The 13317-nt window shown below is 38.6% G+C and carries 10 protein-coding genes; 3 read left to right on the plus strand and 7 right to left on the minus strand.

From position 1 onward, the window contains the following. Positions 1-174: 174 nt before the first annotated feature. The gene (locus VB713_RS13285; protein ID WP_323312000.1) at positions 175-1920 is read right to left on the minus strand and encodes an EAL domain-containing protein; all 1746 of its coding nucleotides are present in this window, start codon (positions 1918-1920) and stop codon (positions 175-177) included. A 444-nt stretch (positions 1921-2364) separates the two neighbouring features. Here VB713_RS13285 and VB713_RS13290 point away from each other — a divergent pair, with 444 nt between their 5' ends. Continuing rightward, a complete protein-coding gene (locus tag VB713_RS13290) occupies positions 2365-3822 on the plus strand; it encodes a GTP-binding protein (RefSeq protein ID WP_323312001.1) in 1458 nt (485 codons plus the stop codon). 53 nt (positions 3823-3875) lie between these two features. On the opposite strand, the gene VB713_RS13295 is transcribed toward VB713_RS13290, so the two are convergent. From VB713_RS13295 to VB713_RS13320, 6 genes are all read right to left on the minus strand, one after another. After that, positions 3876-4553 (minus strand): DsbA family oxidoreductase, encoded by a 678-nt coding sequence (locus VB713_RS13295; RefSeq protein ID WP_323312002.1) that lies wholly within the window; start codon positions 4551-4553, stop codon positions 3876-3878. Between the two features lie 167 nt (positions 4554-4720). After that, entirely contained in the window at positions 4721-5134 is a 414-nt protein-coding gene (gene mutT / locus VB713_RS13300; protein WP_323312003.1) for an 8-oxo-dGTP diphosphatase MutT, read from the minus strand. A gap of 211 nt (positions 5135-5345) precedes the next feature. Continuing rightward, the gene (locus tag VB713_RS13305) at positions 5346-5687 is read right to left on the minus strand and encodes a DUF760 domain-containing protein (RefSeq protein WP_323312004.1); all 342 of its coding nucleotides are present in this window, start codon (positions 5685-5687) and stop codon (positions 5346-5348) included. A gap of 251 nt (positions 5688-5938) precedes the next feature. Continuing rightward, positions 5939-6895 (minus strand): RNA polymerase sigma factor, RpoD/SigA family, encoded by a 957-nt coding sequence (locus VB713_RS13310; RefSeq protein WP_323312008.1) that lies wholly within the window; start codon positions 6893-6895, stop codon positions 5939-5941. 568 nt (positions 6896-7463) lie between these two features. Further along, positions 7464-10760 (minus strand): carbamoyl-phosphate synthase large subunit, encoded by a 3297-nt coding sequence (gene carB, locus VB713_RS13315; protein ID WP_323312005.1) that lies wholly within the window; start codon positions 10758-10760, stop codon positions 7464-7466. 474 nt (positions 10761-11234) lie between these two features. Further along, positions 11235-11789 carry a Dps family protein gene (locus tag VB713_RS13320; RefSeq protein WP_323312006.1) on the minus strand — a complete coding sequence of 185 codons (555 nt, stop codon included), beginning with the start codon at positions 11787-11789 and terminating at the stop codon, positions 11235-11237. A gap of 384 nt (positions 11790-12173) precedes the next feature. On the opposite strand from VB713_RS13320, the gene VB713_RS13325 reads away from it, so the two are divergent. Together VB713_RS13325 and VB713_RS13330 are read left to right on the plus strand one after the other, a co-directional pair. After that, on the plus strand, positions 12174-12431 hold the full coding sequence (locus VB713_RS13325) for an Asr1405/Asl0597 family protein (RefSeq protein ID WP_323312009.1): 258 nt from the start codon (positions 12174-12176) through the stop codon (positions 12429-12431). A 41-nt stretch (positions 12432-12472) separates the two neighbouring features. After that, positions 12473-13138, plus strand: a complete 666-nt coding sequence (locus VB713_RS13330) for a (2Fe-2S) ferredoxin domain-containing protein (protein WP_323312007.1) — start codon at positions 12473-12475, stop codon at positions 13136-13138. Positions 13139-13317: the final 179 nt, after the last annotated feature.

A 13317-nucleotide genomic window follows, 5' to 3' on the forward strand; every position in this document is an offset into this window, starting at 1 on the left:
CCCGTGACTCCAATCATATCATATGTTATTTGTCAATATTTAGAGGGCTGCTGCTTGTACCTTACCTTACTTGAATAGGAATTGCTATATATAGGGTTTGCTGATAGCGTAGCGTAAGCCATAAAAGTTATTCATGGGGATAGGGAATAGTGTTTTTATCATTTCCATTTGTGATTAATAATTCTCTGGAGCAGAAGTTGAGTTTTTCAACAATAAAAATTTTTTTAATTCTTCTATTGGTAAAGGAGGACTAAAAAAATATCCCTGAACTACATCACAATCATTTTGCCTCAGCCAATCTAACTCATTTTTTGTTTCTACTCCTTCAGCAATAATATCGAGATTAAGATTATTCCCCATCTGAATCATACTTTTGACAAGAGCTTGTTTATTTTTTAATTGGTCAATATTAGTAATAAAATAACGATCTATTTTCAGGCTATGAAAAGAAAAATCTTGCAGATATTTAAATGATGAGTAACCTGTCCCAAAGTCATCAATTGATATTTTTATACCTTGATTGCTTAAAGTATCTAATTTCTGCTTTACTAATTCAACATCTTGAATAAACACCGATTCAGTCAATTCTAATTCTAGAGATTCAGGGGCAATTCCTATTTTTGTAATAATGTCAATAATTCTTTCACTAAAATTTTCGGTTTTAAACTGACAAGCTGATATATTTACAGCCATATTAAAATCATTAAATTGTTCAGACTGCAAAGTTTTAAGTTCTCTACAAGCTGTTGCAATTATCCATTCTCCCAAGGGAATAATAAAACCAGATCTCTCGGCAATAGGAATAAATTCTACTGGAGAAATTGTTCCATATTCTCGATGTTGCCAACGGATTAATGCTTCTAAACAAACAACTCTTCCCGTTGTAATATTAATTTGAGGTTGATAATAAAGCTGAAATTCGCCTCTCTCTAAAGCAGGTATTAAATCAGCTTCCAAAATAAATTTATTACAGAAATTATCTAGTATTTCCTGATTATAAAAATGATATAAATTAGTGTCTTGAAGTTGATAATGTTCAAGAGCAAATTCTGCATGAGTTAATAATTGACCGAGTTCTAGTCCATCATTTGGATAACAAGAAATTCCGATTTTAGCTTGAAGAAATATTTTTTGATTACTAATAAATAATGGTTCCAATAAATTATCTAAACATTGTTGAGCAATATCGGTTATCGTCTTAATATCTTGAATTGGTTTTAATAAAATTACTAGTTGATTTGTTTTTAAATGGGCTATTAAGTCAATTAGATCATTTTGCAAATTCAAATTGCTTAATTTTTCAGATAATATTTTTATGAGAAAATATTGTAAGCCAGTTTCAAAACATAATTTATTAGGATTAAGAATCTCTATATCAATAAGTAAAAATGGCAGCATTTGTTGCTGGTTATAAACTTGAAAACGGTTTTTATTGAATTGTTCCTCTAAACAAAATTGATTAGGTAAACCTGTTAAACTATCATGACGAGCTAAATATACAAGTTCAGTTTGCATTTGCTGAACTTGATTCATATAATGTTGGTTAACAGCTTCACGTTTTTGGAGTTGTGTCTTAATTGCTTGCAAGAGTTCAGTGGTTTCAAAAGGCTTAGTTAAATAATCATCAGCACCAAGTTCCATTGCTTGACGCAGATCACATCGCTCGGCTTTAGCCGTCAAAAAAATAAAAGGAATTGTGGCATTAATTGGGTTTTGACGCAATACTTGAATTAAGGAATAGCCATCTAATCGAGGCATCATTATATCGCAAATAATCAGATCTGGCTGATGCTGTTCAGCCATCTGTAAGCCGAGAAATCCATCTTCTGCGGTCATCGTAGAGAATCCTTCCAGATCGAGAATTTGCTGAATCAGGTCTCGTAAGAGAGGATCATCTTCAATTATCAAAATCTTCTTCATTGGCTAAATTTTAATTATAGGTAATAATCTAGATTATTTGTCAATGTTGATGCTTGATTATTAACAACGCCTTATTTTATATAATCCAGGAAAATGGATGGATAGTCAACTACTATCATCTCAGTAATTATACAAAATTATTTTTGTGAACTGAACTTTAACCTTAATGAAAATTCAGCAGAATTGCAAGAAAAACGGAAAAACAGAGATTATCAGCGATTAGGCAACGATTATAGTACTTACGCAATCAATGACTCTTGTAAGATGCGTCAGACTTGATAATTCGGTAAAAATCAACAGATTTTCGCCATCTGACACACCCTAATAAATATATCAGTTAGGTCAGTTCTAGATTATAGTAATTTTCTCTGCTTTATTTTCTCAAACTCCTGTTAAAAATTACTAAGATCAGAAACGAGGTCAATCCCAAATTCATAAATTGACATGACATCAACATTACCCGAACCCTCTGCAAACCAATTACCCAACTGGGAAGAAGAATTGGACAGTGCCATTTTCACCTTTGAAGATATTCAAGCCGAACTCAACTATAAACAAGCCAAAACAGCGCTGAGAAATTTAGTCAATCATCTTGACCTCACTATCCAAGAAAAAGCTGGATTGGAGGCAGAAATTGCTGACTTAGAAACCATGCTCTTAAAATTAGAAAGTATGGTGGTGCAAATTGCTGCTTTTGGGATGGTGGGACGTGGTAAATCTTCTTTGCTTAATGCTTTAGTTGGTGAATCAGTTTTTGAAACTGGCCCTTTGCATGGTGTTACCCGTACCGAACAAAAGGTGAATTGGCGGATTACAGAAGAAACTATTGGTAAAACTGAAAGAGCTTTGCGAGTGACTTTAGGTACTAGTAGCCAATCCCAAGTTGAATTAATTGATACTCCTGGATTAGATGAAGTTGATGGAGAAACCCGTGCTGCGTTAGCTGAACAGATAGCAAAACAAGCAGATTTAATTTTGTTTGTGATTACTGCTGATATGACAAAGATGGAACATGAGGCACTTTCTCAACTGCGGGAAGCTGGGAAACCGATTATTTTGGTGTTTAATAAGGTTGACCAATATCCAGAAGCTGACAGGATGGCAATTTACCACAAAATTCGGGATGAGAGGGTGCGTGAATTGGTTTCACCGGATGAGATTGTGATGTCTGCGGCTTCACCTTTGGTAAAAACAGCGGTGTGTCGTGCTGATGGGAGTAGGGGTGTACAGTTGCGTACAGGTGATGCTCAAGTTGATGAATTAAAGTTGAAAATTTTAGAGATTCTACAACGCGAGGGTAAGGCATTAGTGGCTTTGAATTCGATGCTTTATGCTGATACGGTGAATGAGCAGGTTGTGCAGCGGAAGTTGATGATTCGGGAAGAGAATGCGAATCAGTTGATTTGGAAAGCGGTGATGACTAAAGCAGTGGCGATCGCACTCAATCCTGTGACTGTAGTTGATATACTTAGTGGTGTAGTCATTGATATTGCTTTAATTCTTGGTTTATCTAAACTCTACGGCATCCCCATGACAGAAAGCGGTGCGGTGCAGTTGCTACAAAAAATTGCCCTGAGTATGGGCGGTATCGGGGCGAGTGAACTGCTGGCAAATTTAGGTTTGAGTGGTCTAAAAAGCTTATTGAGTATCTCTGCATCAGCTACAGCCGGAATTTCTCTAGCCCCTTATATATCAGTAGCCATAACTCAAGGGGGAGTAGCGGGAGTGTCGTCTTATGGCATTGGACAAGTCACTAAAGCTTACTTAGCTAATGGGGCAACTTGGGGGGCAGAGGGACCTAAAGCAGTTGTTAATCAAATTTTATCAACTCTGGATGAAACTTCAATTTTGAACCGTATCAAAGATGAGTTGCTAACAAAGGTTAAAGGTAGAAGAAGGTAGATCACTGGCATTTGATCAGATTTGGAGATGCTTTATCATTAATGCTTGCATTCCTAACACCAGGATTGTTCTCCCGGAGGATTGTGTAGTAACTCCCGAATATTGGCTTCGATGACCCGATAGCCCACATTGCCGTTGAGTCTCTGTCTGCCTTCATTAAAAATCAGAGTGGGACTGACTGTAACCGTATGTTCTTTAACTAATTCAAAATCCTGGGATAGTTGGGCATAAGCCTCACCACTATCGATCTGAGCTTCAATATCAGCGATCGGCAGTCTTAATTCCTCCGCAATTCCAAATTGCACCTTGCGGTCAGAAACATCTGCTATTTGGGTAAAAAACGCCTCCCGAAATGCCCTGGTTGCTTTTTCAAATACCTGTTGATCTCCCTCTACTAAACCCTTCGCTTCTAGTAGTTGAATCGCATGGAGAAACAAATGACAGGATGTCGATGAAAATGGTGCAACGTGAGTCCAAATATCAGGATGAACGGTGATGTGATCGAACTTTTTTGCAACCTCCTGGACATGATCGCTGTATCCTTGCAAACCACCGCGATCGCGCCATCGGTTCTCCAGTTTTTCACGAGCAACACCAAAGACAGGGACAAAGTGCTGTGCAATCACAATTTTGTCTTCAAAGGTTGTTTTCAACTCATCCAAACGAATCTGGGCAATATAAGCCCAAATGCAAAGAACATCAGAAAAGTAAAAAATACGAATCGGTCTCATATCACTTCATCCTTATATCTAACTTGATCATAATAATTCCTATTTAGCTTTAATAAATGTTAGCCAATTCTCCCAATTTAGCATTTTTACTCTCTTTAATCGCCAGTTTACGAGCATCAAGATATGTTTGGGAAATAAATTCAGTCAAATAATTTTTAAAAGTGTAATTAATTTTTATTATTTTGCAAAGCGGCGATAATTTCTATATTGGCTTCGGGAAAAGTAAATTGATCTAACTCATGCAAATTTACCCACCGGATTTCAGCACATTCTATTGCTTGGGGAATACCTTGTATATGATGACAATGATGCACTGTTAAAGTAACTCGCAAATGTGTATAAGTATGATCAATCGTGATCAGATGTTCTCCTACTATAATTTCTATTCCTAGTTCTTCATAAATTTCTCGTTTAATACACTCTTGTATAGTTTCACCATGTTCAATTTTACCCCCAGGAAATTCCCATAAACCACCCATTGTTCCTTGGGGAAGACGACGATCAATTAAAATTTGTTTTTGATCATTCCAAATTACAGCAACACCGATAATTTTATGAGGTATGGGACTGCTTACATTCATAGTTTAGGATAGATAAACAAATTGAGTATTAATTCATAATAAAACTCGACAGACTAGTTTGATGCCTGACGAGTTAATATTTATTTTCAGATGTTCTAATTATCAAGTTTCACTAAAAAGCTGTTAACCACTCAACTAAAAATTAAGATTGGATTTCGCAGAGAACTGTGCTGGTTAGTAATGCTTTGATTATGAGAAATATCTGATAGCCCTATTCAAAATCTTTATTAGCTTCATTTCCTTGTAAAGCTATGTCAAAGTCCATTCTCTGTTCCGCATTACGTAAGAAATAACCACTAATCATAGCGGAGGCCAGTAACCTACCTAAACTTTCTCGGCTAGTGGTGATGGTAACGCCAAAATGTTCGGGAGGCAGATTTCCCAAAAGTCCAAAAATGTTACGTTCCATTACTTGGAAAACTTCGGCAGAAGTAGGTTTAGATAACTGGGTGACTGTTTCTGGACTTAAGGATTTAACGTACTGCCATAGTAAATTGCTAGTTTCGGATTCACTATCAAAGAATTCTGAGACTCGATTGGATTGGTTGCTCACTTTTTATCTCCTTTACTACAACTACTGACTGAGGTAATTGTGACTGGAATAATCAATAACCTATTGTGTATTTGATGTAGCTGACAGTTGTATATTCATATCAACTAATGTAACAGGTTATTTTTTTCCAGGGAGTCGGTTTAACCGTACCAAAATCAGGGTAGTTTTGCGAATAGGAAGAAAGTGACAGGTGAGAGGTGACTGGGGAATATAGAGTCAGAAGAGAAATCTTATCCCCAATTCCCAATTCCCTAACTAGCAAGATACTCATTGATATTGGTTTTGGATTTGCGAAGTTTTGTTAAGGCTTCTCTCTCAATTTGTCGGACTCTTTCCCGGCTGATATTGAGGATTTCACCGATTTTCGCAAGGGTTAAAGATTGCCCGTCTAATAAACCAAATCGCAGCTTAATTACTTCTTTTTGTTGTGGGGTGAGTTCTGCCATCATCCGCTCTAGGTCGTAAGATAGGGAGGATTGCATCACAAAATCTTCTGGTGATGCACCTGTATCTTCCAACAGTTCTCCTAGTTCTGTGTCGTAGTTATCTCCTAACCGTAAATCGAGAGATAAGGGCAGACGAGCTTTTTCTAGGCACTCTTGTACTTGTTTGGGTGTTAATTCTAACTCTTGAGCTAATTCTGTGGCTGTGGGCGCACGTCCTAACTTTTGGGAGAGTTGGCGTTGTGCTTTTTTAATTTTGTTTAGTTTTTCAGTAATATGAATAGGTAGGCGAATTGTGCGAGCTTTTTCGGCGATCGCACGAGTGATAGCTTGACGTATCCACCAGTAGGCATATGTAGAAAATCTGTAACCTTTAGTAGGGTCAAATTTCTCTACCCCTCGTTGCATTCCAATGCTGCCTTCTTGGATTAAGTCGAGTAAATCGACGTTACGCTTAATATACTTTTTAGCGACAGAAACTACTAATCGCAAGTTGGCTTCTACCATTTTGCGTTTAGCTGTTTCACCATCTGCGATCGCTTCGTTCAATTCTACTAGTTCTATCTTTGCTGCTGCTGCCCATTCTTCTAAATTAGGTTGACGATCTAATTGGGTAGCAAGATTTTCCTTCACCTCATGCAAGGCGGTACATCTTTGCACCTGTTTCCCATAGCGAATCTCTTCTTCGTGGGTGAGGAGTGGCACTCGGCCAATCTCACGCAGGTAAGTCCGCACGAGGTCGGTGGCTGTCTGAGCGGTCTTCATGGCGCTACTCTTTGGTGATGATGGGTTTGCTGGTAGTGTCATTAGCTGATAAATGCCTTGTAAAGGTGCTACCCAGGTGAGATTGGAAACCATGCTAAGGTTTCCAACTTAAACGCCCGATAAACTCGGTTACTCATATTTAGTCAATTTATGCTTCTTAACTGCTAGACGTTACAGTGACTTTTTGATAATCACAAGTACCTAGGGTTAGATATAAGGTAATAAGTCGAACATTTTTGGTTGTATTTAGATTATTAATAATTGTAACATTTATGAGAATAATTTGACTACCGAGAACCACGAATTTTCGTGGTTGCTTGGGGTTGCCCAATCCAGTAATTTTACTTAAAACTCTATACCTGAGGCTGCTTACACAAATTCTTTAAGGAGGAAATCAATTCCTCATATTTGTTAAAATATCTCAATATTAACCATAATGTTTATCCTATAATGATTACTTAATATTTTTGAAACAGGGGGCTGGTGATTGGTGATTGGGAAGAGGTTATAGATAATTCTCCCCCTGCCTCCTGCCCCCTGCCTCCTGCCCCCTGCACCCTGCTTCCGACTAACTTATTGGACAGTAATCTTGAATGGTTTTGACATCCAAGGTGGTGTTTTGCAGAGAACGGATAGCGGCTACAGTGGCTTTGGCTCCAGCAATAGTGGTAATAATGGGTATTTTGTAAGCTAAGGCGGTGCGACGGATTAACCTGGCATCAGTATGGGCTTCTTCTCCAGAAGGTGTATTGATAATTAGTTGAATTTGCTGATTTTTGATAGCATCAAGGACGTGGGGACGACCTTCATGGAGTTTGAGTATTGACTCAACCTTTAACCCTTTTTCTTGCAGGACTTGACGAGTACCTTGGGTAGCTATGACGTTAAATCCTAAGGTAATAAATTCTTGAACTACATCGACTGCGGGAGCTTTATCGCGATCGCTCATAGAAACAAATACACTACCCTTAAGAGGTAACATTTCCCCAGCACCTAACTCTGCTTTCGCAAAAGCACGGCCAAAGTCGCTATCAATTCCCATCACTTCCCCTGTTGAGCGCATTTCTGGACCCAAAATGGTATCTGTACCAGGGAACTTACTAAAAGGTAATACGGCTTCTTTAACTGCAATATGAGAGGGAATCACTTCTTGGGTAAAGTTTAATTCTTCTAAAGTTTTACCTGACATGATTAAAGATGCCAGTTTTGCTAATTGTACACCAGTAGCTTTAGAAACAAAAGGCACTGTGCGGGATGCTCTAGGGTTAGCTTCCAAAATGTAAACTTGGGGAGAATAACCATTTGCACCCACAACCGCAAATTGAATATTCATCAAACCCACAACAGACAAAGCCTGTGCTAGTTGCACTGTCCAAGTGCGGATTTGAGCGAGTACGGCTGGAGATAGGGAGATGGAAGGTAAGGAACAAGCAGAATCTCCTGAGTGAATACCCGCTTGTTCGATGTGTTCCATAATGCCGCCAATTACAACTCTGCCAGTATGGTCTGCGATCGCATCGACATCAACTTCAATGGCATTTTCTAAGAACTTATCAATTAAAATCGGGTGGTCTGGTTCTACCAACACGGCAAAAGTCATGTAGCGTTCTAACTCTGCATCAGAATAGACGATTTCCATCGCCCTTCCCCCCAACACATAGCTAGGACGTACAACCACTGGATAACCAATGCGTTTAGCAACAATTAAAGCATCTTCATAACTTCTGGCCATACCATTAGGCGGTTGGGCAATATTCAATTGATTGAGAATTTTTTCAAATCGCTCCCGATTTTCTGCCATGTCAATAGAATCGGGAGATGTACCCCAAATTTGAGGAAGGGGGAAATCAGCACTAGGAACAGGACATTGGTAAATATCACCATTCGCTAGTTGTTCTAAATATTGCTGCAAGGGAACGGCTAATTTTAATGGTGTTTGTCCACCGAATTGGACGATTATCCCTACCGGGTTCTCAGCTTCGATAATGTTGAGAACATCTTCTTTGGTTAACGGCTCAAAATATAAGCGATCGCTCGTATCATAATCTGTAGAAACCGTTTCAGGATTAGAATTGACCATAATTGTTTCATACCCTGCACCATGTAAAGCATAGGCAGCATGACAACAACAATAATCAAACTCAATTCCTTGACCAATGCGGTTTGGTCCTCCACCCAAAATCATCACCTTGGGTTTGGTGGTGGGTAAAACTTCCGTTTCTTCTTCGTAGGTAGAATAGTAATAAGGGGTCAGAGCTTCAAACTCAGCCGCGCAAGTATCCACAGTTTTGTAAACTGGAATCACGCCTAAATTTTTGCGGAATGCCCGGACATCATCTTCCTTGGTTTTAGTAGCATAGGCGATTTGGCGATCGCTATAACCATCCCTTTTCACCGCGTACATTTGCTCCTTGGTCAACTGCTTTAACGGCGTGCGTTTCAGGAATTTCTCTACTTCTAACAGTTGTTTTAATTTATCTAAAAACCACGGGTCAATCGCCGTTAGTTCATAAATTTCTTCATTACTCATGCCTAGTTGCATAGCATGACGCACAGAAAAGATGCGTTCCGGGTTTGGTGTCCGCAATTGGGCGCGAATTTGTTCCCCACTGGGTAATTTCTCGGCTTGGTCACAACCCCAACCAGCACGACCGGTTTCTAGTGAACGCAATGCTTTTTGGAAAGATTCGTTAAATGTGCGGCCGATAGCCATTGCTTCCCCGACAGACTTCATTTGAGTAGTTAGTACAGGTTCAGAACCGGGGAATTTTTCAAACGCAAACCGGGGAATCTTGGTGACAACATAGTCAATTGTCGGTTCAAAGGAAGCAGGGGTTTTCTTGGTGATATCGTTTTGCAGTTCATTCAAGGTGTAACCCACAGCTAACTTAGCCGCGATTTTGGCAATGGGGAAGCCGGTGGCTTTGGAAGATAAAGCGGAACTGCGGGATACACGGGGGTTCATTTCAATGACGACTACATCACCATTCTCAGGATTCACCGCAAACTGAATATTAGAACCGCCGGTTTCTACGCCAATTTCACGGATAATTTTAATTGCCATATCCCGCAACCGTTGATATTCTTTATCGGTGAGGGTTTGGGCAGGGGCGACGGTGATAGAATCGCCTGTGTGAATCCCCATTGGGTCGAGGTTTTCAATGGAACAGATAATGACTACGTTATCTGCTAAGTCACGCATGACTTCTAATTCATACTCTTTCCAGCCGAGGAGGGACTGGTCAATGAGAATCTGAGAAACGGGACTGGCATCAATCCCTACTTGTGCCATTTCTTCAAATTCTTCTTTATTGTAGGCAATACCGCCCCCAGTACCACCCATTGTGAAGGCTGGCCGGATAATTAGAGGATATGTACCAATTCGCTGTGCGATCGCTTTTGATTCTGCTAAAGTCGAGGCTGTACCACTGGGACACACCGCTACCCCAATCTTAGCCATTGCTTCATTAAACAGTTTTCTATCTTCGGCTTTTTCAATTGCCGGTAATTTCGCGCCAATTAACTCGACGTTGTACTTTTCTAAAACACCATTTTTTGCTAAAGCTACAGCCAGATTTAGAGCAGTTTGTCCTCCCATTGTTGGTAGTAGGGCATCTGGACGTTCTTTAGCAATAACTTTTTCTACTATTTCCGGTGTCAGCGGTTCAATATAAGTGCGGTCTGCTGTTTCTGGGTCGGTCATAATCGTCGCCGGGTTGGAGTTCACCAACACCACTTCATAACCTTCTTCCCGTAAGGCTTTACAGGCTTGAGTTCCAGAATAATCAAACTCGCAGGCTTGTCCAATCACAATCGGACCAGAACCTAACAGTAGAATTTTGCGGAGGTCTTGACGACGGGGCATAGTTTGTTACCTTGAAGTATAAAAATACAAATCTTGATTATTGTAAGGGTCTTTACCCCTCCTCATGCTATTTATTATCCAGTTTTCCGGTTTTTGTTGAGCCAGAACCGAAAAAAGAATAGGATGTTGATCAAAAAATAACTTTATTTCCTTACAGTCATTTTTTCAATTTTTATGACTTAGATGGTCGCGATATTGATAAAAACTTTTATTTATATATTTCATCTTAATAAAATTAATTATCAATAAATTTAAAAATATACGCTGTGGTTTTTATTTAAATAACAATGAATATTGAATACAAATAGCAATTATTTTATATTCCAGTTAAATAACAATTTATTACCTAAGTTTTTGGTTAAAAATAGCAGAAAGGTGAAATTGTCCCTCTCTGCTTAAAAATATCATTTTTTAATAGCCTGTAAAGCTAATTTACACCATTGCTAGATGAGATTAATCACAATGAGGTGAAATTTAGTTTTCAGCAGATTTGACAAAACCCAAGGTTAAACTATCCTTAGCCAAGAAGTGGGCTAAATGATAAGCTCTTTCTTCTGTTTTCAACAAGATTTTTTCATACAGATAGCGTGTGCCTCTATCCCCTAAACTCTCAGCCTGAGAAGCTTGACGGCGAATTACACTAATCATAGCTTGTTCTGCTACTAGATCATTTTCCACCATCTTGCGAGCAGCATATGCACCATCACTTTCAGGTTCAAAGCAGCATAATTCAGCTAATTTACTAAAACTTGCAGCAGGTACACCACCCAAACCATTTAATCTTTCGCCAATTTCATGAATATGATCTTGGACTTCTGTATAGCTGTCGTTAAAGAATTCATGCAGAGAATAAAATTCTGCGCCTTCAACTACAAAATGGTGTTTTTGGTACTGCAAGTACAAAGCTTGAAAACTTGCTAAGACTACATTAAATCCTTCAACAACTGGAGTAGTTATACTGCGATCTAGCAAGACAGGATTGTCATATACTTGACCAAAATTTTGCAACAAAGTTTGTGTATCAGACATGGGTTTCCTCGCTTTTTAGCAGTTTTATTTTTTACTGCTTAGTTTTTATATATTAACATTGAAAAAAATGAAAGCAAATCTATTAAATATTACATAATTTTTAATTTTAACTGCTACTTGTAGTAAATTAATTCCCAAGCTAGATGCTAAAAGTTCAATTTTCATATAGACATCCAATACTATGCTAACTAATAAGCTTAATTATAGATAAATACGCAATAACAGGCTGTAAATATAAAAATGCAAAAGATTTGCAAAATTAATGACAATTTTTTGCACTTACGCTATTCTAATTAAAGAGGCTTAACTCTAACTAACTCCCTATTTTGGGGAGTACATATCTTGTATTTACTGCAAGTTTGTTGCACTTTGAGGGCAATTCGCTTGAAATCTTTTAGCTCAGAAACAGGAATAAAGCACGTTGTTGAGGTGAATTGGGCAGACCGTTGGCAAGTCTATCAGCGTTTAAGAGAGTTAGAAATTCCCTCTTGCTGCGAGACTAACCAGCCATTACAGGTGCAAATTACTAGTCCTCAGGTAGTTGTTCAACTTTGGAGTGTGGTGCGACAATTCACAGCATCTCGTCAAGAGCTAATTTGCTCTCTTGAACATTGTTGGCGTAGTCGCTACCAAAAGTTTTAGTCGGTTGACAGCTTATCCTTCATTGAAAATAGGTGAAAAAAATGAGTGTATCTCCCAGTGTAGAAGTAGCAGAATTTTGCCTTGAAGGAAGATTTTTAGAGTTTGTAATTAAAGACGGTTATAAGCTCAAGGGCTTATTGCTGGCGACTGCTGAAGGTCAATGCTATGTGAAATTAGCCAAACATTTACGGGTAGCTTTTGATTTGCATCTACCCAAGGGTACTTGGCTGCAAGTTGTGGGGACAAAAAAGTACGACTCTAAAAAAGGACAAGAAACCCTCAAAGCAGAACGGGTAATGGCTGCATGTTCGGAAATAGGAAGATTTCCACCCCAAATTAGTCACACCATGAAGCAATTACCAGAAACTTCTGAGAAAAATCACACCAAAGAAAAATCGACTCAGACTAAAGCTACAATTTTAGTCTGTCAAAAGTCTGATTGTATGAAGCGTGGTGGTAAGGCTTTGTGTCAGGCTTTAGAGAGAGAGTTAGAAAATAATGGTTTAGATAATGTCATTATTAAAGGTACTGGTTGTATGAAAAACTGTAAAGCAGGACCAAATCTAGTCATGCCAGATAAAACTCGTTATAGTCGCATCCAAGCTACACAAGTGCCGACGTTGATAGATAAACATATTGGTGGGGAAAGTCGGGAAGAAGCAAGAGATGCAGATGTGAATATACCCAGTTATGCTGAAGTTTATTGAAGAGATTTTAAACTAATCAAAATAATTGCTGATGCTCCATTTTGATGGAGCTTTAACTTTATACTGAAGCAGCTTGAGACTATTACGAACAGCACTATTAATATTGAATTATAACCCCCTCTATCTCAATACTTGTCGGTTAAGGCTCAAAAGTCATTATATGGTAGGTTGGGTTGAGG

Origin of the sequence: Anabaena cylindrica UHCC 0172 (genome assembly GCF_034931625.1) — a bacterium.
GTDB lineage: Bacteria > Cyanobacteriota > Cyanobacteriia > Cyanobacteriales > Nostocaceae > Anabaena > Anabaena cylindrica_A.

Coding starts and splice junctions, on each gene's coding strand:
- VB713_RS13290 (WP_323312001.1), top strand. CDS start 2,365: ATGACATCAACATTACCCGAACCCTCTGCAAACCAATTACCCAACTGG.
- VB713_RS13295 (WP_323312002.1), bottom strand. CDS start 4,553: ATGAGACCGATTCGTATTTTTTACTTTTCTGATGTTCTTTGCATTTGG.
- VB713_RS13320 (WP_323312006.1), bottom strand. CDS start 11,789: ATGTCTGATACACAAACTTTGTTGCAAAATTTTGGTCAAGTATATGAC.
- VB713_RS13285 (WP_323312000.1), bottom strand. CDS start 1,920: ATGAAGAAGATTTTGATAATTGAAGATGATCCTCTCTTACGAGACCTG.
- carB (WP_323312005.1), bottom strand. CDS start 10,760: ATGCCCCGTCGTCAAGACCTCCGCAAAATTCTACTGTTAGGTTCTGGT.
- mutT (WP_323312003.1), bottom strand. CDS start 5,134: ATGAATGTAAGCAGTCCCATACCTCATAAAATTATCGGTGTTGCTGTA.
- VB713_RS13310 (WP_323312008.1), bottom strand. CDS start 6,895: ATGAAGACCGCTCAGACAGCCACCGACCTCGTGCGGACTTACCTGCGT.
- VB713_RS13330 (WP_323312007.1), top strand. CDS start 12,473: ATGAGTGTATCTCCCAGTGTAGAAGTAGCAGAATTTTGCCTTGAAGGA.